Origin of the sequence: Paenibacillus massiliensis subsp. panacisoli DSM 21345, assembly GCF_000426545.1 — a bacterium.
Taxonomy (GTDB): domain Bacteria; phylum Bacillota; class Bacilli; order Paenibacillales; family Paenibacillaceae; genus Paenibacillus; species Paenibacillus panacisoli.
Genome location: NZ_AUFO01000042.1, coordinates 1 through 20,875 on the forward strand (window position 1 = coordinate 1; position 20,875 = coordinate 20,875).

Here is a 20,875-nt window from a genome sequence, read left to right on the forward strand (position 1 = left end):
CAGATCAGGATAGACCGTAAGATCATGGCCTCGCACGCGGAACTGGGCTGCACTGGACTCTGGCCATTGTGTCCAATCCGCGAGACTCAAGTCCTCTCCATTCGCCTCTTCATCCCATACAGGGATAGCCGGATACACAATGCTGTGCTCCGGCTTGCCGATCCAATATTTCATGATTCCACCAGCTTCCTGTCCACTACGATCTTACTCAGCAGCTCTAATCCCTCGGATACATCAGAAGAAAATTGTGCTCCTTCCAGCCAAGCCCCGTGAAGCATAGCCTCATCCACATGTAAGGCTCCCCGAAAATCAGCACCGGGCAACCAAGCGCCCGTAAAATCTGCACCCGCCAAATTAGCACCTGTGAAGCACACCGGCTCATAGCCAGGTCGTTCCCAATGCTTCTCCGCCAATAAGCCTGCCGTTCCTATACAACCTCGAAAAGACGCACCACGCAGGTCTGCATCTTTAAAGTTCGCCTCTGCCAGAAATGCCCCGCTGAAATCCGCATCGCACAAGTCCGCTTCATCCCAGCGAGAGCCTACTAAATAGCCATTCGTGAATAAGCTTCCTTTACAGGAGCTTCCTCGCAGATCGCTATAATACAAATGAATTCCCGTATAATCTCCCTGCGACAGCTCGGCATGACGAAACACCTCACCGGAATACGCAAATCCATGTCTGCCTGACAGTTCATTCCCTAGCTCCTCTGCAGAGCGCTCTCTGCGATCTACCTTATACACAATCTCGCTTAGATCCCGATATTCGCCGACGCGAATTTCTAGTTCACTCTCGATTCGGACACGGCTCAATGCATGCATCAGCTGATCTTCATGAAGTCGCAAGGTATAGCGGGCTAATGCAAGCACGTACTGATGGACGAATGCTGCCGTATGCATGATCCTTCGCTGCACATCTGTCGGGTCAATCGCTCCAGCATATTTTTTGGCCAGCTGCAACAGCTCCGCCTCCAAAGGCTTCAAGAAGCCATAGGCCCAGGACGCGTCGTAGCACGCAGAGTACGCCTGTTCGTCAAGGAACCATAGCCTGTTCGAGGCTTCTACCAAGTAGAGACTCTGTCCGCTGAGCATGGATGTTCGTAGTAGAGAGAATGTAATATAACCAAGCGCAGCTTGCTGCCCTTGTTCCTGCAAAGCTTCATATCCTGAGATGATCTGTTCTATAGAAACCCAGAATGACTGGGCTAGCTGGGCCTTATGTTGCTGATAGTAAGATTCAAGCCGTTGAAGCATATCTTGCACTCGTGGGATCACTGTATTCTGTTCAAAATGCTCCATGGCTTGGGATCTGTTCATTGCTGTCTCTCACTGCCTTTTCCAGATGGATATGTGAAGGTACAGTCACCTTTTAAAAATTGGAATGACGAGAATAAATCTTATGAATTGTTCTATTTTAAATACAATGTAATTTTACTTTATAATAGTTAATTTTTACTATAAGACTAATGTTTGAAATTAGTCTGTTGTGCCTTCACATTCGTGAAATACCCATACGTATTTCTGCAGGCTTCTCAGTATGTTAAAGGTAAATACATGCAAGAACGAGTAAGAATAGGCAAAATGCAAGGGACAGAGCTCTAACAGCTCTGTCCCTCAGTTACTTCTATGAACGGTCGATTTCGATCTCCAGAAATCTGCAAAACATCTATTCTATACACTAAGCTATTGTCCCCATCTAATTTCCTCTGTCGCCATGTGTTCTATAATCGTGTTCTATAATCGTGTTCTATAATCCTTGCAGTCATGTCTTGCGTCCCGTGGGAACGAGGCGGATCGATTGCCACAGCTCCGGCGGTCCGACCATCTCACAGCGATAGTGACCGCCCCAGCGCTGCAGAGCCTTTTCCGTATAGAATCGTCTCAGTTTGTTGTAGACCGCAGCATTTCGATCATGGCTAAGGTTCGATTGATGGTATCGGAAGTGGTACAGATCACGGTTCACGTAGACGAATCTGTAATGATCCAGCAGTCGCAGCAGCATACGCCGATCCTCCATTTTCCGGCCACCGGTAAGCCTGTCGATCTCCCAGCCTCCGACACGTCTGACACTAGAGGTTCGGTAGAAGCGAGGCTGCACCATGGGATCATATACGGCAAAGTCATACCTGCTTGCGAAGCTTCGCTGCTTCACGGTCTTGTGATAATGTAGCTGTCCTCCATACTCATGCCAATGTACAGTATTCCCGTAAGCAAGTGCTGTAGTGGCAGGCTGTCTGGTCATCGCATTATACAGCACCTGTACAGCATCCCGCTCGATCCAGTCATCGCCGTCCACCTGAATGAAGTATTCGGTCCTGATATGCTTAAGCGCCTCATTCAGTACATGACAGATCCCTTGATTAACCTTGCGTATAATAATTCGGGTACGGGCTGGGTCTGCATGTCGTCTGGCAATCGCAACAGTCGGATCTGTCGAGGCATCATCAATGATCAGTAACTGCCAGTCCCGATAGGTCTGAGCATGAATGGACTCCAGAGTGCGCTGGATGTAGGCTGCCTTGTTATAGGTAGGGACGACAATCGTCACCTGACTCATGCAAGCTCACACTCCTTAGGTGCCGGGGCCCGTCCCCGGTCCTGTTCCAGGTCCTGTGTTGGGTCCAGTCCCCAAGCCCATGCCAGGAGCAGATCCCAGTCCCTTCCCTTCCGTAATCTTCAAGCCCGTGTACGCTGCTGCTGGAGGGGTAGAGGAGGTAGAAGATATGGGTGGTGTTGGCGGCAATAATGGCGCCTTTGGTGGTGCTGGTGCCTTTGCTATCGGTGGTGGAGTGGCTACCTTTGGTGCCGCTGTTACAGCAGGCTTAGCCGTACTGGCAGGGGCTATTGAAGGCGTCGGCGGCGAAGTTGGGATGTCTGGCGGTGCCTGAAGTGGCTGAGGTACAAGCCCCGGCTTGAGTGGTGGGGACAATCCTCTGGCCGTCTTCAGTGGAATGAGACGATCCAGTCGCTTCCAGCCAACCCCGAAGGTCAGAATGACCGGCTTGTATTCATTTCCCCAGCGGCTTAACGCATTGTGGATCGTCCATTCTGCCATCTCGGCATACACACGAACATTATTGGTCTGATTCGTGTAATGACGACGGTGGTTATAGAGCAGCTTATCAATCCAATGGAAATGATATTGCTCAATCAGACGGAGCAATACACGCTTATCCTCCAGATATCTGCCGCCATATTTGTCATCAATGGGCCAGCCCCCGATCGAGCGCAGTGCGGATACCCGATAGCATCGCGGCCATACCGACGAATTGGCGAGCAGGAAGGCATACTTGTCTTTGTAGTGCCGACCCTTGTAGACCTCGGTCATCAGACGATTGCCATACGCGTCCTCATGGACAATATGAATGTTGCCTGAGATGACGGCTACCTTCTCCGGAAGCTTGGCGGCCTCCTTCACCATAACCTCCAGCGTATACGGGAAGAACCAATCATCCGCATCCAGTTGAATGACAAGTGGGGTCTTTACCTGGGACAATCCCTTGTTCATTGCCTTTGATTGTCCAACATTCCGTACAGTCTTAAGCAACATGACCCGCGGATCCTGCAAATATCTTTTCAATCCAGGCGAGTAAGGCTGTGTTGACCCGTCATCCACGAGAATAAGCTTCCACTGGCTGTAGGTCTGTCTAAATACACTTTCGATAGCTTCCAGCAGAAAGGGGCCTGGATTATAGAACGGGATGAGCACTGTAATCTGTTCGTTCAAACCTGTAACACCCTCCTTCAAGGTTCCTGCAAAGCTGTCCGGTGCAAGGAAGCTGCTACCAGAGCTCTATTTAATATATTCATAGCAGCAAGAAAAGATATGGTCAGCGGAACAAGCCATGCACATAATCCGCATGTACCCTGACTGTACGCAACACGCAACCTTTCACAAAGCTCAGGATTGGATGCACCACATTGATGTGCCACCCTACTTGTATGATAAGCATCGTTGTTAGCAGAAAGCGGGAAGCCCTCGAGAAATGCAGTGGCCTTTAAGCTTGCTGTTCACCGCTGTTGATCGTTATTCATCTGAGAGGAAAGAACAGCATGCACAACAGTAGTCGATAGGGCCCCCCACTTGCCGCGGCTCTATACGCATAGTTGATCTATTCCAACCACAAGACTATAAAAAATGACCTCGCTGTCCACATCTGTTGTGGATTTTGAGGTCATTTAGAGATCACATTTCAAGATCATTTCAAGACTACTTCTGACTGTTCACCATCAGATCGTATTCAAGAACTGCTCCATCCGCGCCCGGGTTCGCCCTTGTACATAGTCATACTCACGCTGAATCACATCACGATAGCGCAGCGTCCCCATTCCCCCGTGCCAGCGGTAGCCGACCAGCGACTGATTCAGGAACGGGAAGGTATAGCCGTTCACAATCGCCCGATACCAGAAATCTACATCATGGGTATAGGGCAGCGACTCATCGAAGAGCCCCAGGCGTTCGAATAGCTCCTTCCGAAACATCACAGTACAGCCGTTCACAGGATTTGCAGTCAGGAAGAAGGTGTAGAACTCCTTCAGATTGGCAAACAAAGGGGCTACCCCATGCCTGGAGATGTTACTGTGCAGATCGATATAGTCAAAGTTGGTATGAGAGATATAGACCTGGTGCTCCAGCATGAAGCATACCTGATTGTTGATCTTATCGGGGTAAAAGAGGTCGTCGGAGCTCAGCCAGGCAATGTACTGACCGGAGGCATGCCTTATCCCATGATTGAGAGCGCTGGCTGTTCCGCCGTTAGCTTTGCCCAGGTAAATAATACGGGACCGATAGGGATCAAGACGTTCCTGGTACTGTGTGGAGCCATCATCGACGACGATAATCTCTACGGGGTTATACGATTGGGCAAGCACGCTTCGTACAGCCTGATCGACATAGGGACAATTATAGAACGGGATAATGACGCTAACCAGTGGCCTCATTGTACTCCTCCTTTCATCTCCCAGTCATGTAGCTCCTGCAGCATTGTCTCATACGATGGCACCTGATACTGCAGATCCTTGCGAGTAGAGAGCAAGGTCTTGTCTTGCACGATTCCCGCCTCTGGCCGGATTGTAATATCATCACGGCTCCAGATGCGCTTGAACAGTACTAAGAGGTCATGCTTGCTGATTGGCTGAGGTACGGCCAGATGGATGAGACCATCCAGCTGTTCATTCAGCAAGGCATCAATTGCCTTGGCCAGCTCCAGCGTGGTTACTCCATTCCACATAACCCTCGTATAGCCAGCTACCTCGCCGGATTGCTGCATGAACCAATGCATGAGACCGATCGCCCGGGACCGTATCTCAGGACCAATAATGGAAGTGCGTATCGTGAGATGCCCTGGCTCATGTATTTCCCCCAGAATCTTCGTTAAGGCGTAGGCGCTTGTTCCATCTGGTGGGTCAGTCTCGGTATAGCGACCGCTCGATCCGGAGAAGACACAATCCGTACTGATATGAATGACCCTCGCACCTACCTGATTCGCACTCTCCACCAAGCGATGCGGCAGCAGACCGTTGATCCAGTAAGCATCCGTCTTCTTCTGCTCTGCGTGCTCATTCAGCACACCAATAGCATTAATAATGACCGCAGGACGTACAATGCGGATGAGTAGATCAACCATACTACCATCCAACACATCCAGTAGTAGTCCTCCCTGGTCCTTGGAATCACGTGTCGTATAGAATACCTGGTGCACAGCCTGCTGCTTGAAATAATTGACCAGCACATGCCCAGCCATGCCGTTGCCGCCCAGAATCAGGAGCTTCAATGAGAACCCTCCCTAATATCCATATTTCCAAGACGCTTTATGGTTGTAGCACTCTGCTATTGCTCATACATGCCGTTTTCCACCGAGTACATATTTGACTACAATATCCGAGACATCCTCCGCCAGATACCCTTCCGGGCACTTCCAGCTTTGCGGCAATGAGGTCATAATGCTGACGGCCTCCGCAATCGCATCTCCGTCTAAGCCTGATATGACATTGCTGCCGCAATCCACCGTCTCTGGCCGTTCGGTTGTTCTACGCATCGTGACGGTCGGTACGCCCAAAATACAGCATTCCTCCTGAACGGTGCCGCTGTCCGTTAAGGCGCACCAGGCGTGGGCCTCCAGCTGTACAAAATCAAAAAAGCCGAAGGGCTCATGGAATTCCACAAGTGGATGTCGAGTCATGCTGGGGCTTGCGGCAATCCGGGCAGCGGTGCGAGGATGAATGCTGCATAGCATACGCTTGCCAGTGCTCGCAGCGACCTTATTCAAGCCATCCAGGATCGCTGCCAGATGCACTGGATCATCCACATTTTCGGCTCTGTGGGCCGTCACGATGCAATAATCTCCCTTGCTCAGCCCCATGATGTCCAGAATTCGGCTTCCTTGAATATCCGACTCGTAATGCTTCATTACCTCATAGATTGGATTCCCGGTACGAACAATGCGCTGCACCGGAAATCCCTCTCGCAACAGATTCTGCTTACTCTGCTCCGTGTAAGGCATATTAATAGAAGAGATCGCATCAATGACTCTTCGGTTCTTCTCCTCTGGAACGGCCAGATCAAAGCAGCGGTTACCTGCCTCCATATGAACGACGGGGAAACCCAGTCGCTCAGCCAGCACCGCACATAATGCACTATTCGTATCCCCCAATAACAGCACCTGATCCGGCTGCTCCTGATGAAGAATCGTCTCCATCTGCCCAAACATAGCAGAGAGCTGCTGCCCAAGTGTTCCTGCCTTCTGCTGCAGCACATAATCGGGCGCCCGCAGCCCAAGCTGGCGGAAGAACTGTCCACTTAGGCTCTCCGTATAATTCTGGCCTGTATGCACCATGATGTGCTTGTCGGCATACTGATCCAGCTTGGTCATGACCAGGCTGAGACGAATGATCTCCGGCCTGGTACCGAGTATGGTCATGATTTTCATCTTCTGCTTCCCCACCTTTTCTTGCCTCTGCCTACTTTGCCCAGCCTGTACGCTCGCTTCATACGTTGATGTATGCGACGGCGACCCTTCTGGTGTGTACGTTGACCCTTTCGTCTTCGTATGCTCCTGCGCTTGCCTCCAGCACGTACTTGTATGAAATCTCTCACATATTCTGGCTCTGGAGCGGGCGGCAGAGCTTGCGGTAGCTCAGGTACAGCCCGATGCTGCACGGCCTCCAGCTCAGGAGCCGATTCCTGACGCCGCAGAGGCAGACTTTCAATGATCTGTGCCGGGAATTGCCGAATTCGTGGCTTGCCTTCCGAGCCTTGTGTGGTCCAGTGCCCATAACCTTCACCATTGGCATACAGAGCTCCATCTGGATGCTGTAGGCAGGGGAACCATGATGGATGCTCGGCAATCCAGCGTACGACCATATCCTTGCAGCGGCTACGATACACATCTGCCCCATACATACGCATGGATTCCTGCTGATTTCGTTTACTAACCCGCACCGCTTCCTCACGATTGTCGATCAGGTATGCTACTTTTGCCGTTAACTCATAGCTGTTCCCTGGCTCCACCAGATAGTCACCATTGCCGGATAGCTGCATAATCTCCACAAGGCCTCCGTGTGCAAAGGAAATGACCGGCTTGCCGTACATGTGGCCCTCCAATGCCGTTAGACCAAAGCCCTCCTCGACCATACTGGGAATGACCACCATATCCATGGCACCATAAGCCGTTGCTACGGATTCCTCGAATTTGGAAAAGCGAAAGCGTCTGCTGTAGCCGGATTCGCGAATTTTGGCCTCACATTGCTGGTAATATTCCTGCTCAATCGGCATTCCAATGATCCAGAAGCGGCAGTCCCGGTACCTGTGACACAAGGCCAGCGCCATGTCGATGAATGACTTTAGCCCTTTGGATTCGGTGATGTAGGAGGAGATATAGCCTATGCAAATATGCTCGGGGCGTAGGCGAAGCTTCTCCCGCTTGCGAGTGCGCTGAATATAGCGCTGGGCCTGCCCCATCGAATCTATGGAGGTCGTCGGGTACAGTACATCCATCCGAATCCGTATTCCAGCCTGCTGTAGCGGTCGTAACGTCGCATGGGATATGCCCACCAGCCGATCAGCCAGCCGTTCCATGATTCGTGCAGCAAGCGGAGTATACTCATTGCTACGAATAATCTCCGTAATGCCCCATATGACAGGTACCCCAGCCTCTTTTGCCGCGAGTGCAGGCAGTACATGGATACAGGTATTGACATAGATCAGATCAGGCTGATGCTCTCGAATCAGGCGCACAAGAGCCGTGTATGCAGACGAATGCTTTAACTGCTCGATATCCCTCTCCAGCTCAGGGTAAGGGGTATACATGCTGTATAGCACGGGTACTTCCTGAATATGTGTGCAAATGTTATCGCGACGCGCCTCTGTAGTCAGCTTTCCCTCCTCCGGGGCAACGAGCATGCAATCGAAATAGGAGCCCACTTCCCTGCAAAAGTGGAGCAGCAGCTTCTCAGCTCCTGTAATGCTCCGATTGCTGCTAATGTGACTGAATAACATCAATGTAGGTCGTTTGCTCATCTCCATCACCCCGGGAACAGAGTCGTCAGCAGCTGATCGATTCTGTTCATATACGTATGATCCCGGAGTGTCCGCTCCAGCCCCTTGAGTGCAATGTTTCGCCGCTGCTCCTCATGCTCCAGATAGTAATGCACCTTATCCAGTAGCTCATTGGGAGAGCTGTAGGTCTCGATCTCTACACCAGGCTCATAGAATCTGGGAAGATCCTCGCGCATATCCGTCAATTGAAAAGCAGACGAGGCCGCGACCTCGAAGGTGCGTGGATTCGGTGAATACCCCGGTAGCTTCAGCAGGTTATTGTTCACAAGCTCATCCTCATGCGAGCGGTGCAGATTAATAATAATCTTGCTTCCGTTATAGACCTCGTTGGTCTGACTCGGGTCCAGCCAGGTGCCTACATCAATTCGATCTGCATACAATGGATAATCCGGCATCCGGTCCCACCAGAGTCCGTTGATACGGAAGTCACGCTGCATGAGCTGGGACATAATCGGCTGCAGGTAGAAGATACGACTCCAATAAGCGGACCCGGTAAAGCTCAGCTCGCGGCGGTTATTGGATGGATAAGCCAGCGGATGAAAATGAGACGGTGCCACGCCAAGCGGCAAATAATGAACAGATGCACTGCAGGCCTGCTGGTACAGCTCTAGACAATTCAGCTCCAATGTGAAGACGTGGTCGAAATGCTGGACCAGTGGAATGGTCAGATCGGTGTAATACGGATCGTCCGTCAACCAGACAGCTGTACGAATTCCCTTTCGGCGGATTTTATCCATCTGCTCCTTGTCGACGTCCAGACCATCCAGAGCCAGTACCAGATCCGGGTGCTGCTGGAGAGCAATCTCACTGAATGGCAGGGAAGGGTCCGTCACGGTTACCCGGGTTGCCAGCAACTGGAGTGCATCGATAATCGCCGAATCAATCGGGGAATAAGGGAATGACTTGCCAGAAGGAATATACAGAATATGCAAGGGACGAACCGGAAAAACCGGGCGCGGCAGAGCTGCAATCGCGTTCGCTCTTCCCCGCATATAGCCCTCCTCATACCCCTGATGCCAGCCATGCGGCTTGAGCATGACCGTAATTGTATTCTCAGACATCGCTCTCTCTCCTTTAATAAGCCTAATGGTTGAATCTAGCTGACGTTTCGGCCTCAGGTCACGGCCAGTTGGAGCAGCTGCGGGATACGATGGGCAAACGTGTGCTTCTGTAAGGTGGTACGCATTCCTTCCCACGCCAGTCGGAGCCGCTCCGTCTCATGTTCCAGGTAATAGGCCAGCTTCGCTTGCAGCTCTTCAGCCGTAGCGAAGGTCTCAATGTCGTGGCCTGGCTGATAGTAACGGACCAGATCATCGCGGATGTCCGTCATCTGTAGCGTACCGCAGGCACTGATCTCGTAAGTGCGCGGATTGATGGACTGGGCAGGAATCTGGTGCAGGTTCTCATTGTCCAGCCCGCTCTCGGCAGGTCTGTGAATATTGAGCACAATCTTGGCACCGTTGTAGTAGTTAGCCGTCTCCTCAATGTCCATCCAGCCTGGACGAATGAAGGGACCAAGGATATCCTGTCGCTGCATTCGTTCCCAGGAGCCACCTACGATGAGCACCTTTTTACCTTCGAGAAAAGGAGCCAACTGGTCGAATAGCGCCACCCGATTCCAGAATGCACTGCCGATGAAGCAAATATCATATTTGTACTCTGGGTTAACCTTCCGGGGATGAAATACACTCGGGCCAACCCCCAGTGGCATATAATGTACCTGTTTGGCCTGCATACTCTGGTAAAAGGGTACACAGGACATTTCGTGTGTGAACACTACATCGTAGTACAAGCAATTTTTAGCTGTCTTCTCCGTAAAATAAGGATCGTCAACGAACCAGACCGCCGTCCTGATCCCGAAGGCACGGACTTGTCTCAGCTGTTCCTCATGATCCTCCGGCAGTCCATGCAGACCATTCATCACCAGCACCAGGTCAGGGCGCGACACGATGGCATCGGCCAAAATCGTCTTGATATTGCCCACGATGCATTCACGTACGCTCTGGCGGAGTGCGTCGATGACGCCCGTATCAATGGCTGGAAATCCTTGCGGAATATACAGCACACGCAAGTCTGACATTTGTGGAGTGACCGTGAAGCTCTCCAGTATGGCCTTGCAGCCTCCTACTCGTCGTCCTTCCTCATAGCCGCTCGAATACCCCTCTGTATGTGTCAGGTGACTCACTTCCTTTCCAAGTTAGGACATGTCATTTCAGATTCCACGGCTTGCAGCCTACCCACCCAAGGTCCCTTAGTGTGATCACGCCATCCATGCAGGAGCATACAGGCAGATAGTGTGTTCTTAACCTATATATGCCGTGGGGTTATTTGCATCATGGACGACAGCCGTGTTTTGTGAAAATTGGCTCCAGCCCTGTCTTGTCTGCTCATCTTCGTTGTCAGAATCTACGGGACAATAACACAAAAAAGGTATGAATAACCGATGTCTTTCGGTCATTCATACCATCTAGGTGGACGAACGATATCTCCTATCCTTGTGGCTTAAAGGCAAGCTCATGCCCTTCTGCATACCCTTTGGCAAAGCCTTCGTTGAACCCTTCATGATACGCCTCGTCGAAGCTCTGGCTGACTGGAGCTGGAACGACCTCTACCTGTTGGGGTGCGGGGGCTGGCTCCTGAGTCGGAACAAATATATTCTGATGCGGAGCGAACCCGGCGGCAGCCCGCAGCTTGCGGCGAGATCTGTAGAGTCCCTTCTTGCCACGCTTGGTCACATGCTTGCGCCCTTTGACCAGCAGCCCTCTTCTTTTCTTCTGGAGTCTCAGCTTGGCTCGAGAAGCCCGACCGAGTGTTTTGCGCCCGGAGCGTAGCCTGGACTTCTTGTATACGCGTCCCGTTTTCTTCTTCATGTCAGTCCTCCTTATAGTTGCTCATCGGCTCTGTCCTGATCCGCTGCTGCGGAGGTAGCCAGGGACTGGACGGCACCCCATGTCGTGGCTTGGGCAGCGAGATGCCCCCCAGCATGCGCGCCATCTCATGCTGATAGGCTGTAAGTAGCCGCAGGCTCTCCTCCATGCTTTTGGCGGATACTTCGGCATGAGGTATCACATCGGCCATACTGTGCAGCAGCCTCGCAATGGCATGCTGGCTGGCTGCTATGGAATCCACCAGCTCCAGCTTCACCTCATGCTCCCGCTGATAGCTCATGAATCGCTGTCTCCGTCACCAAAGCTGTCGCCAAACATCCCGTCCAGTCCGTCTGCAGACTCCTCCTCCAGCACAGCCTTCAGATTGCTGCACAGACCTGTCTGCAGACGGGTCAAGCCCTCCAGCATTTCCACCATCTGCTCATGAATCTCCAGCGGCTTCTGCAGCTGATCCTCGTGCGTCTCAAAGGTATGAGCCATGACATGATTAATCGTCCAATTGCGAGCCTTCTCAGCTTCAAGAGCCTTGGCCTCCAGGATGAGCGCTACATTTCGCTGCAGCTTGGCAGCGGCATCCAGCATATGCATCATGGCCTGTTCCCTGCTCATCTTCACCTCACCGCCTTTAGTAGTACGCTATTCCTCATCCTGCCCATTCATTTCCTTCATGACCTTCGTAAGCATCTCAGCCATGGCATCCTGAAAGTCGGCCAGGCCATTCAAATAGGCAATCACACTTTTGTTAACCTCCGAGGAGCCGTCCATCAAGCCGGATATGCCATCCAGGTCCGGGTCCTGATCTGGCAGCTGATGAATGATGTGGGCCATCCTCACCACAACCTGCCGCTCGGTGTCCAGCAACCGGGCCATCTGCTGATGAGACTGGGAGATGTGCTGCAGCAGATCATCAATTTTATCCTGCATGAACCACCCGATACCTCCTTATTCTTTTCACCACTTGTATATCCTGTGGGCTAGAATCAGTATGCCGCCTCCTACAACCTATTCGCCTGCCTGCATTCGGGTTCTTCCAAATTCCATCGGAATTGAAGCTGATCACATAATTGCTCTGCTCAGTGAGTCGGTCGCTTCCCAAGATGCAGACTCCCACACATGTCCTCCTGAATACAGCTTGTCTAGATGCCAAAATCATGAAAAGGCCACGGCATACTCCAGTACACCGCAGCCTTGCTTCCTGTTCTTACTCATCACCTTGCTTGCTAGCCTCAATATCTTTGGTATCCTTGTTATCTTTGATTTCCTTGGCTTCCTTAATAGCTTCGATATTATTGGTAGCTTCGGTATCGTTCTCAGAAATCTCGATCACCGAGTCAACAATCCGATTGTCCCTGTCATCTATTCCTTCATGGGCCAGCTCATCGCTATCATCCTGTGATTCAGCCGCTATTTCATCCAGCGAGGTCTCATTAAACTCCACTGTCGAAGGAGCAGCCAGAGCAAAATCCCTCATGTGCTCGCTGGCTTCCCGCAGAGATTCGAAGGTACCTGCATCGCTCCAGTAGCCCTCCAGAACGTCATACTCCAGCTGACCTTCTCTGGCGTACCAGTTATTCACATCCGTAATCTCGAACTCGCCTCTTGCTGAGGGAACCATTTGTTCGATGACCGAGAAGACAGATACATCATAGAGGTAGATACCTGTCACACAATACTGGGACTGCGGGTCCGCCGGCTTCTCTTCAATCTGCAGAATCTTGGAAGGCGCATCGGGGTCAAAGACAGGCACACCGTAGCGATGAGCATCCTCTACTTCCTTCAGTAGTACCCTGGCGCTACCGAATGGCTGCTCCATGAATTTTGCAATACTTGGCTGCAAATCATCCACGAAGAGATTATCCCCGAGGAGGACTACGAATTTACCGGCATGCTCGACAAAGCTCTCGGCCAGGTTCAAGGCTTCCGCAATCCCCCCGGCCTCCTCCTGAATACGGTAGGAAATCTGCACCCCGTAGGCATTGCCACTTCCCAGCAAGTTCGTGTACAACCCGGCAGAATGCTTCCCCATTACGATCAGAATGTCCTGGATTCCCGCTTGACGCAACCTCTCAATCCCGTACAGAACCATGGGATATTTGCCGACAGGCAGCAGATGCTTGTTAATGATTGATGTCAGGGGCATTAGGCGTGTTCCCGTTCCCCCGACCAGAATGATGCCTTTCATGTCCCACCACCTCCGCTCTCATACGGTTCACCACGAACCGTGTTCTCTGGAAGCTCAATATATTCGCGAGGATCGGTATGCCATTTGCCCATGAACCTGCGATAGTTGCGCTCTATAAGGGCTTCCAGCTCTGGCTGTCTGACTTTGGCAAAGCTCGCGCTACCCTCATGATGTACAAAGCAATCGCTGCACATCAGTAGTCTGCTGCCCTGCAACCGGGCCCGGAAGCAAAAGTCATCATCTTCGTAATGCCCTGCACCGTATCCCTCATCAAGGTAACCAATGCGGTCCAGCAACTTTCGACTGAAGAGCATACAGAATCCTACCAACCTCCTGACCTCTCGCCAGCGCGCTGCATCACTGACATTGTTACGTACAGCATAGCTCATGAATTGTTCCATAGAGTTCGCCCCGCAATCGACCTGCTGCAAGCCACTCACATAGTTCGTAACTGGACCTACAATCCCAATATCGGCTGCGCTATGCAGGGCAGAACGTAAATTCATCAGCCAGCAGGGGGTCACAGTGACGTCATTATTCAGCAGTAGCAGCTCATCTCCCTCTGCCAGACGAAGACCGAGGTTACAGGCTGCCGGAAAGCCCCGATTCACAGGCAGACGTACACTGCGTAGATTCTCCCGGACACAATAGCTACTTGTGCCGTCTGTTGAGGCATTATCCACTACGATAATCTCGTAAGGTACGTCCGTATGCTGCCGGATCGCAGCCACACAACGCTGCAAGAGCGGCAACCCATTATACGTGGGAATGATGATGCTTGTGAGGCGTATAGCGATTCCTCCCTTCGGCAATCTTGGCGCGGGACGGTAGCGTGCGGCTGCTGGATTCGCCTCGGGCATTCCATTCGGAGGCATTCAATATGGCAGACAGCGCTTCTGCATGATCCCCAATAATGAGCTGCTCCACTGGATTCCCTGCCCCACGGTTCATGCTGGCCCGACGGCGGTTACGCGCCAACACGTTCACACTGCATACCCCAGCGATCCTCATTCCCTTCATGATTGCACGTGCCTGTGCCAGCGGAGGAACGGCAAGGACGTCTGTGCCAACAGCATCAAGACAGCGGCGAGAGAGTGCATGTGGAATAGCTGTCATAGAATCTGCTCCAAGATCGGTACGATCCAGCATCCGATTCAGAAAAGCCTTGCAACGCGTAACCTGATCCTGCTGCTCGAATACGGGAATCAACGGTGTCAGATGATTCAATGCGACATCCGTTCCTCGCTGTACGGCAAGCAGGAAAGGCGCAAGCTCCTCAGCACGGAGTGGAATGTCCGCATCTGTGAACAACACGATATCTGCTGTGGTCAATCTGGCCCCAATGCTCCTGCCGACGTCGTAGCCAAGCCTTTCCGGAATATGAACGACAGTCACACCTGGGTGTCCTATCGCCTGCTCATAGGTCCTGTCCGTACAACCATTCAGGACCACAATAATATCTTGTAGGGGCAGTCGTCTTAGCTCGCTTAATACACGTGAGATCGTCTTCTCCTCGTTGCAGGCTGTCACGATGGCAGCAGCCTTCATATGAAGGGGAATCCGTAACTCCCTTGTATGTTGGAAAGCTCTGGCCCTGCCGTTCACAAGCGGGATAGACTGTGATGTCTTGTAAGAGCCTCGAAGTGAAGCCCGGTGTGATGTCTGATATGGCGTCGAGGATGACGATCGGTATGGAGGGCCGTGTGATGTATAGTGTGATTTTTCGTTCAATGTACGATTCGATGTACGGTGTGATGATCGATGGAGTGGTTGTATTGCTAATTTAGAGACTGACTTGTGTAACGCCCCGAACGATGGCTTGGATGCGGCTCTCCCGCTCCGCTGAGCGAGGGAAGGTGAGAGGGCCTTACGGGCGGACACGCGGACTGACAATCCTCCAGCTCTTCTTCCTGAGCTTGTGCTACTTCTCGCTGTTCCTCTACGTTGCCTTTTATTTCTGCTGTGGCTTTGATTCATGATCGGATCACATCCATATGACGGAGCCGTTGCATAGCATCATATCCCATGCGCAGGCCTCTATGCTCCGCTAATCGTCTCCATGCCTCTTTATGATCTTCCACTACAATGTGCTGTAGTGGGTCCACACCACGAGTCGTTCGTCTAGGGTTCCAGCTTCCCACTGGAACGGACGCTGCCAGGCTCAGCTTCAAGCCATTCAGGACGGCCATCGCTTGCGCCAGCGGCGGTCTCTCCAGCACCTCATAGCCAAGCGTCTGGAGTGCTGTGCGGCTAAGAGCATGAGGCACCGCTGTCAGTGAGGCTCCACGCAGGTCAGGCCGTTGCAGCAACATATTCAGCATATGCTTCGCTTCCACTACCGGGTGAACATTCCGCGTCCGGACGGGGCCACTGTAATCGTTCAAAGCGATATCTGCCCCCTCCAATATAGCTCTTATGAAAGGCTGAAGGAGAGCAGCGGGAATGATCATGTCTGCGTCCAGAAAGAGCAGGATCTCCCCTTTTGCCACCTCTGCTCCGATACGGCGTCCGATATCATGCCCCAAAGGTTGCTCGTAGGAGAGGACCCTGGCTCCAGCGGCGGCGGCAAGATCACCCGTACCGTCCTCCGAGCCATTATCCACGACGATCACCTCAACTGGCGAACTGACCAGCTGAGCCTGCGTCACCACGGAGGCAATGGTTCGGCTCTCGTTCATCGCCGGGATGATAACGGATACGAGCGGACGTGCTTCATGCAGCCAATCTGCCCGGATACTGTCCGAATGCTGCGCAGACCGAGCAGGTCTACTCTTTCGGGACGACCTGGCATTTGTGGTGGTCACGCTTCTTGTCATGGAGCGATGCTTCATTTTGTTGTCCGATACTCCAGCTGATATTCTCTTCTTCTTCCGCTTCATGCCTACCCTCCTGCTTTCCCGCTTCGGTGGTCGGTATCCGAACAGTTCCACACATGTTATGCTCCCCTTGATGGGGCGGTAACGGCATTTGTACTGGCTATCGAGTCCACCTTCTCCCAGAAGGAGGCTTGACGGCAAGCATCTGCTGTACCACATGATCCCATCGTTCTGCCGTGTGCTTCCAGAGCAAGCGCCTGCTAACCTCCCGCTGTCCTGCCATCCCCATGCTTCTGGAGCAGTGTGGATTTCTGAGCAAGTATGTGATGGCCTCTGCCAGCTCCTCTGCCATGCGGGAAGGCTCTACCAGAATACCCGTAATCCCATTCTGGACTACCTCTGGAATCCCCCCAATTCGTGAAGCCACCACCGGAATTCCTGTAGCCATGGCCTCGACATTCACCAAGCCAAAGGCCTCCTCTCCGCAGGAAGGAACCACTGCGATCTCCGCAAGCATATATAACTCGGCAAGGGCAGGATGTGGCGTGTAGGGAAGGAAGAGCACATGCCCTGGTAAGGCAGCAGCCTGTCTTCTCAGCGCAGACAGATAGGCTGTCTCCATATTTCTGCCATAGCGGGGGCTACCGACGATGAGCAGCAGGACATTGGGGCACTGCCTGATAATATGCTGAAGTGCATGTAGCAGATGGTGAACTCCTTTTCCCGGTATCAGGCGCCCTGTATACAGAATAATGCGGCGGGAAGACCAGCCCAGCTGCTGCAATCTGGCCTCTCGAAGCAATTCTGTCTCTGGAAGACCACGCCTGGCGAAGTCCCGGGGGTCCACTCCTGGCAGATTGACGAACAAGCGACCTTGGGATTCAGGAGCCAGCCGCAGCACCTCATCTCTCAGAAAGCTGCTGTTCACTATGATCCCGTCGATGCTTCGCAGCATCGCTCGTAGTCGGCGCCGGGAGATCAGTGGCGGCTTGATGAACGTCGTGGAATGGAGTGTCAGCAGGACCTTCATACGGGGAAAGGTCCTCTTGATCCGCCAGGCGATAGCTGGCCTATTATGCACATCTGCCACCTCGGGCTGCTGGGCTGCCATGGCTCGCATGACGACACGTGTATAGCCTTTACCACGGGATACGCGTACGCAATGAACTCCGTGCACTTCTCCCCGCCGCGGCAGACCCTCTCCACGAATTCCATAAATGATCGTCTGCTCCCGATACACAGAGAGCGGTACCGTATGTTCGATGATGCGTTCTACAGAGCTGCTGTGTGCAGACGGCACCACGAACGATCCCGGCGAGATGACGGCGATTCTTGCAATCTCCCTCATGGGCGTCATCCTCCAATTCTGTTGCGGATACCCTACATCATATACAGAGAGAGCAGCGTATGGACACGGAGTATGTACCTATAGGGAGATTTTGGGCCAAGGCCTTCAGCCGTTGTCCATTACAGCAGGACAAGGACCTTCATATACTGCTAGGGACAGACACATTCTGATTCGACACGCAGGCGAGGCATTCAGCCAATGGGAACGATCAGATGAATGTACAAGGCTAATGAACTGTTGATCCAGGGATAACGTAAGGAGGAACGGTCATGCACATGCAGTACGCCGGTATCTTACTGAATTCAGCACTATACCGGGGCATAACGACAGGAAGGACGGGGACAGAAGCCCTTGGACACTATGTAGAGGCAGCCCGAAAGTATGGGGTCATCCCCTGCTTTCTTCGACTGGAGGATATTCATCCGATGAAGCGTCATTGTGTAGCACAAGTACCAGTTGATGGAGGCTATCAGCGGATGCTTGTTCCGGTTCCTACGGTCATTCACAATCGGGCCATGTATAAGCATCGTCGTAGCTGGCAGCGACTGGAGGCGCTAAGAAGACGCGGCGTTCATATTTTCAACGGATATACCCGCTTTAATAAGTACGACGTTCACCAGCTGCTCACGCGGGACCGCTCACTCCTTCCCCACTTGCCAGCCACGCACAAAGCATCCTCTGCAAGTATCACGAAGCTGCTGGAGGAGCATGGAGATGTTGTCCTCAAGCCCTGCAATGGCAGTATTGGCAAAGGCATCATGCGGTTGTACAAAGGCAGTGAATACTGGATGATGCAATACAGAGAACGTACAGGAGAGCGAAAATGGCTGAATGCGCCGCTGCTGAATGGACAGCTGCCTTGCTGGATGCTTCAGCGTATGCACTCACAGGCTTACATTGTGCAGCAGACGGTTCCTCTGGCACAGTATCACGGTCGGCCATTCGATATTCGCGTGACCGTGCAGCGTGGATATGGTGGTAGTTGGGGAATTACCGGTATGTTCGCCAAAGTAGCACCACCGAACAGCTTCGTATCCAACGTAGGACAAGGCGGAAGTGCAATCCGCGTGGAGGAGGCTCTAGCCTTCAATTTCCCGCCTTATCAGGTGAGACTTCTGCTCTCCAGACTGGAAATGCTGGCCATACGCATAGCCCAATCCCTGGCATCCTCTCTGGTTCATAGCGGACCCTTAAGTCCTTTGGCCGACGTAGGGCTCGATCTGGGAGTAGATCAACGTGGTGAGCTGCACTTTATCGAATGCAACGGCAGAGACCAGCGCTATGGCTTCCGTGAGGCAGGCATGCCTGAGATCTGGCAGGAGGCCTACGACAAGCCTGTCGCATATGCCAGCTGGGTGCTCCATCAATTGGCCCTGAAGCGTATGTGAAGGGTTCAAGGCTACCTTGGCACAACAGCCTACTAAGTGGGCTGTGATTACTTGAAGATCTGAATTATTGGGCATTGAGGCATTGGGTACTGAGGCATTGATGTTGAGGTGCTGAGGTACTGAGTGTTGAGGTACTGAGTGTTGAGCTATTGAGCATTGAGCTACTGAGTGTTGAGCTATTGAGCATTGAGCTACTGAGTGTTGAGCTATTGAGCATTGACATATTGAGGTGCCGAAGAACAAAAGATCTGAGGTGTAGGGCGGTGATGGGACTCTGGTCTGTGATACCACCGCCTCGAATTTTCTCTGATCAATCCTTGCGCCAGCCCCCTATTCATGCGGGTTGGTGTACCGATCTACTCCAAAATATTGATTTACATAACATTATGTGGCAATATAATGCAGTAGTGGCCGGATACGCTTCGGTTCATGGCCCGGAACAACCACAAGGGGGATCTGTAATGGCAAAACAATGGCTCCGGCTGATGACAGAGCTCTCATCACGCAAATGGGTCTGCCGACTAGTGGGAGGCTTCGCGCAGAGTGGCGCCAGCCGACATGTAATACCCACATTTATCCGTACATACCGTATTGCCGCTGAAGAGGCGGAGCGAGATTGGACTGATTATGCTTCGTTGAATGAGTTTTTCACACGGCGGCTGAAGCCGGGAATGCGTCCGGTAGATGAGACACCGAATACGCTCGCAAGTCCCGTGGATGCCTTGATCACATTCGCAGGTGATGTCGAGGCTGGCACGATGCTGAATGTCAAAGGACAGGATTATTCCGTGGAGGAGCTGCTGAACTATTCTCCACGCTTCGAAAAATACAAACACGGTTACGCTTTTGTTCTATACCTGAGTCCGACAGACTATCATCGGATTCATTGTCCCGTGACTGGCAAGCTGGTCGAGAAAGAGCACATCAAGGGCAAGGTCTACCCTGTCAATGATTTCGGTCTGACACATATGAGGACTGTGCTTAGTCGAAATGAACGGAAGATCGCCTACATCCAGCATAATTATGGTGAATTGGCACTTATTAAGGTTGGCGCAATGAACGTCAGCAGCATTCAGTATACCGATGAGCAGGCGAAATCCTGGACCAAGGGGGAGGAGCTAGCCTTTTTCCAATTCGGTTCAACAGTAGTGCTTATTACGGAAGACGACACCTTCAAGCCGCTGGAATCCGCGGTGGTCGGCAGTCGAATCAGAATGGGGCAATCACTGGGTCACTTCGTAGACCAAGCCTGACATCGCTGATCTAAGAAGCTATCGAGGACATCATCTGCCCGCGTATAGTATTCGATCATTTCGTCCATCTTTCATCAACATAAAAGGTCGAGACAGTAGCTACTCAGCTCTAAACTGTACCCCTTGTAAAGGACAACTTAAAAAAGGTTAGGCGACCTTAAGCTGCTGTCTGTATCGTGCAGGCGGCAGCTTGTTTAAGTTCCATTGACCTCGATAATGATTGTAATAGATCATGTAGCTTTTCACTTCTTGTTTAACCTCTTCCAATGTCATACATTCTTTGAAGTTCGTTTCATCTTTAAAATGCCCAAAGAATGATTCTTGTGGGGCGTTATCCCAGCAGTTTCCTCTACGTGACATCGATTGACCCAGCCCCATCTTCTTCACAAGCTTTTGGAACTTCGGGTTCGTATAGTGAAATCCTTGATCCGAATGAATCAACGC

General features: G+C 52.1%; 21 protein-coding genes and 1 pseudogene. 3 read left to right on the forward strand and 19 right to left on the reverse strand.

The window, feature by feature from the left end:
* Positions 1-170: 170 nt before the first annotated feature.
* From K331_RS0122225 to K331_RS0122300, 16 genes and pseudogenes are all read right to left on the reverse strand, one after another.
* On the reverse strand, positions 171-1,316 hold the full coding sequence (locus K331_RS0122225; RefSeq protein ID WP_028591970.1) for a pentapeptide repeat-containing protein: 1,146 nt from the start codon (positions 1,314-1,316) through the stop codon (positions 171-173).
* A 445-nt stretch (positions 1,317-1,761) separates the two neighbouring features.
* A complete protein-coding gene (locus tag K331_RS0122230) occupies positions 1,762-2,556 on the reverse strand; it encodes a glycosyltransferase family 2 protein (protein WP_028591971.1) in 795 nt (264 codons plus the stop codon).
* Between the two features lie 15 nt (positions 2,557-2,571).
* A complete protein-coding gene (locus tag K331_RS33000) occupies positions 2,572-3,726 on the reverse strand; it encodes a glycosyltransferase family 2 protein (protein ID WP_028591972.1) in 1,155 nt (384 codons plus the stop codon).
* 503 nt (positions 3,727-4,229) lie between these two features.
* Positions 4,230-4,940 carry a glycosyltransferase gene (locus K331_RS0122240; RefSeq protein ID WP_028591973.1) on the reverse strand — a complete coding sequence of 237 codons (711 nt, stop codon included), beginning with the start codon at positions 4,938-4,940 and terminating at the stop codon, positions 4,230-4,232.
* The gene (locus K331_RS0122245; protein ID WP_028591974.1) at positions 4,937-5,773 is read right to left on the reverse strand and encodes a dTDP-4-dehydrorhamnose reductase family protein; all 837 of its coding nucleotides are present in this window, start codon (positions 5,771-5,773) and stop codon (positions 4,937-4,939) included. The genes K331_RS0122240 and K331_RS0122245 overlap by 4 nt, the downstream gene beginning before the upstream one ends.
* A 63-nt stretch (positions 5,774-5,836) precedes the next feature.
* The gene (gene wecB / locus K331_RS0122250; protein ID WP_028591975.1) at positions 5,837-6,928 is read right to left on the reverse strand and encodes a non-hydrolyzing UDP-N-acetylglucosamine 2-epimerase; all 1,092 of its coding nucleotides are present in this window, start codon (positions 6,926-6,928) and stop codon (positions 5,837-5,839) included.
* On the reverse strand, positions 6,925-8,517 hold the full coding sequence (locus K331_RS30220; RefSeq protein ID WP_051289980.1) for a glycosyltransferase family 4 protein: 1,593 nt from the start codon (positions 8,515-8,517) through the stop codon (positions 6,925-6,927). Before K331_RS30220 ends, wecB begins: the two co-directional genes overlap by 4 nt.
* 5 nt (positions 8,518-8,522) lie before the next feature.
* Complete coding sequence (locus K331_RS0122260; protein WP_028591976.1) at positions 8,523-9,617, reverse strand: CgeB family protein; 1,095 nt, start codon at positions 9,615-9,617, stop codon at positions 8,523-8,525.
* Between the two features lie 53 nt (positions 9,618-9,670).
* Entirely contained in the window at positions 9,671-10,741 is a 1,071-nt protein-coding gene (locus K331_RS0122265) for a CgeB family protein (protein WP_025680149.1), read from the reverse strand.
* Between the two features lie 304 nt (positions 10,742-11,045).
* Positions 11,046-11,426 carry a FliH/SctL family protein gene (locus K331_RS30225; RefSeq protein WP_036635588.1) on the reverse strand — a complete coding sequence of 127 codons (381 nt, stop codon included), beginning with the start codon at positions 11,424-11,426 and terminating at the stop codon, positions 11,046-11,048.
* 1 nt (position 11,427) lies between these two features.
* Positions 11,428-11,724, reverse strand: a complete 297-nt coding sequence (locus tag K331_RS30230; RefSeq protein WP_036635591.1) for a hypothetical protein — start codon at positions 11,722-11,724, stop codon at positions 11,428-11,430.
* Entirely contained in the window at positions 11,721-12,053 is a 333-nt protein-coding gene (locus K331_RS0122280; RefSeq protein ID WP_018885541.1) for a hypothetical protein, read from the reverse strand. Before K331_RS0122280 ends, K331_RS30230 begins: the two co-directional genes overlap by 4 nt.
* A gap of 27 nt (positions 12,054-12,080) precedes the next feature.
* On the reverse strand, positions 12,081-12,368 hold the full coding sequence (locus K331_RS0122285; protein ID WP_018885542.1) for a hypothetical protein: 288 nt from the start codon (positions 12,366-12,368) through the stop codon (positions 12,081-12,083).
* A gap of 541 nt (positions 12,369-12,909) precedes the next feature.
* A pseudogene (locus K331_RS30235) lies at positions 12,910-13,626 on the reverse strand (sugar phosphate nucleotidyltransferase); the annotation flags it as partial.
* Positions 13,623-14,417, reverse strand: a complete 795-nt coding sequence (locus K331_RS0122295) for a glycosyltransferase family 2 protein (RefSeq protein ID WP_028591977.1) — start codon at positions 14,415-14,417, stop codon at positions 13,623-13,625. The gene K331_RS0122295 and the pseudogene K331_RS30235, both read right to left, overlap by 4 nt.
* Entirely contained in the window at positions 14,383-15,174 is a 792-nt protein-coding gene (locus K331_RS0122300; protein WP_028591978.1) for a glycosyltransferase family 2 protein, read from the reverse strand. Before K331_RS0122300 ends, K331_RS0122295 begins: the two co-directional genes overlap by 35 nt.
* A 74-nt stretch (positions 15,175-15,248) precedes the next feature.
* Here K331_RS0122300 and K331_RS32535 point away from each other — a divergent pair, with 74 nt between their 5' ends.
* On the forward strand, positions 15,249-15,413 hold the full coding sequence (locus K331_RS32535) for a hypothetical protein (RefSeq protein WP_211237354.1): 165 nt from the start codon (positions 15,249-15,251) through the stop codon (positions 15,411-15,413).
* Between the two features lie 186 nt (positions 15,414-15,599).
* Here the strand turns inward: K331_RS32535 and K331_RS0122310 are convergent, their stop codons facing one another.
* Positions 15,600-16,505, reverse strand: a complete 906-nt coding sequence (locus tag K331_RS0122310) for a glycosyltransferase family 2 protein (protein ID WP_028591979.1) — start codon at positions 16,503-16,505, stop codon at positions 15,600-15,602.
* 97 nt (positions 16,506-16,602) lie between these two features.
* Complete coding sequence (locus K331_RS0122315) at positions 16,603-17,790, reverse strand: glycosyltransferase family 4 protein (RefSeq protein ID WP_028591980.1); 1,188 nt, start codon at positions 17,788-17,790, stop codon at positions 16,603-16,605.
* Positions 17,791-18,059: 269 nt separating this feature from the next.
* Between K331_RS0122315 and K331_RS0122320 the strand changes: the two genes are divergently transcribed.
* Both K331_RS0122320 and asd read left to right on the forward strand, forming a co-directional pair.
* Positions 18,060-19,178, forward strand: a complete 1,119-nt coding sequence (locus tag K331_RS0122320) for a YheC/YheD family endospore coat-associated protein (protein WP_036635593.1) — start codon at positions 18,060-18,062, stop codon at positions 19,176-19,178.
* A gap of 461 nt (positions 19,179-19,639) precedes the next feature.
* Positions 19,640-20,431: an archaetidylserine decarboxylase gene (gene asd / locus K331_RS0122325; RefSeq protein WP_028591982.1), complete on the forward strand. Its 792-nt coding sequence runs from the start codon at positions 19,640-19,642 to the stop codon at positions 20,429-20,431.
* Between the two features lie 147 nt (positions 20,432-20,578).
* Here asd and K331_RS0122330 read toward each other — a convergent pair.
* On the reverse strand, positions 20,579-20,875 hold a 297-nt coding region (locus K331_RS0122330; RefSeq protein ID WP_028591983.1), incomplete at its 5' end, for an IS3 family transposase.

Excerpts from the sequence above, each read along its gene's own strand:
- K331_RS0122225 (WP_028591970.1), bottom strand. The coding sequence starts at position 1,316 with ATGAACAGATCCCAAGCCATGGAGCATTTTGAACAGAATACAGTGATC.
- K331_RS0122230 (WP_028591971.1), bottom strand. The coding sequence starts at position 2,556 with ATGAGTCAGGTGACGATTGTCGTCCCTACCTATAACAAGGCAGCCTAC.
- K331_RS0122240 (WP_028591973.1), bottom strand. The coding sequence starts at position 4,940 with ATGAGGCCACTGGTTAGCGTCATTATCCCGTTCTATAATTGTCCCTAT.
- wecB (WP_028591975.1), bottom strand. The coding sequence starts at position 6,928 with ATGAAAATCATGACCATACTCGGTACCAGGCCGGAGATCATTCGTCTC.
- K331_RS30220 (WP_051289980.1), bottom strand. The coding sequence starts at position 8,517 with ATGAGCAAACGACCTACATTGATGTTATTCAGTCACATTAGCAGCAAT.
- K331_RS0122260 (WP_028591976.1), bottom strand. The coding sequence starts at position 9,617 with ATGTCTGAGAATACAATTACGGTCATGCTCAAGCCGCATGGCTGGCAT.
- K331_RS30225 (WP_036635588.1), bottom strand. The coding sequence starts at position 11,426 with ATGAAGAAGAAAACGGGACGCGTATACAAGAAGTCCAGGCTACGCTCC.
- K331_RS30230 (WP_036635591.1), bottom strand. The coding sequence starts at position 11,724 with ATGAGCTATCAGCGGGAGCATGAGGTGAAGCTGGAGCTGGTGGATTCC.
- K331_RS0122280 (WP_018885541.1), bottom strand. The coding sequence starts at position 12,053 with ATGAGCAGGGAACAGGCCATGATGCATATGCTGGATGCCGCTGCCAAG.
- K331_RS0122285 (WP_018885542.1), bottom strand. The coding sequence starts at position 12,368 with ATGCAGGATAAAATTGATGATCTGCTGCAGCACATCTCCCAGTCTCAT.
- K331_RS0122300 (WP_028591978.1), bottom strand. The coding sequence starts at position 15,174 with ATGAAGGCTGCTGCCATCGTGACAGCCTGCAACGAGGAGAAGACGATC.
- K331_RS32535 (WP_211237354.1), top strand. The coding sequence starts at position 15,249 with ATGTCTTGTAAGAGCCTCGAAGTGAAGCCCGGTGTGATGTCTGATATG.
- K331_RS0122310 (WP_028591979.1), bottom strand. The coding sequence starts at position 16,505 with ATGAAGCGGAAGAAGAAGAGAATATCAGCTGGAGTATCGGACAACAAA.
- K331_RS0122315 (WP_028591980.1), bottom strand. The coding sequence starts at position 17,790 with ATGAGGGAGATTGCAAGAATCGCCGTCATCTCGCCGGGATCGTTCGTG.
- K331_RS0122320 (WP_036635593.1), top strand. The coding sequence starts at position 18,060 with ATGCACATGCAGTACGCCGGTATCTTACTGAATTCAGCACTATACCGG.
- asd (WP_028591982.1), top strand. The coding sequence starts at position 19,640 with ATGGCAAAACAATGGCTCCGGCTGATGACAGAGCTCTCATCACGCAAA.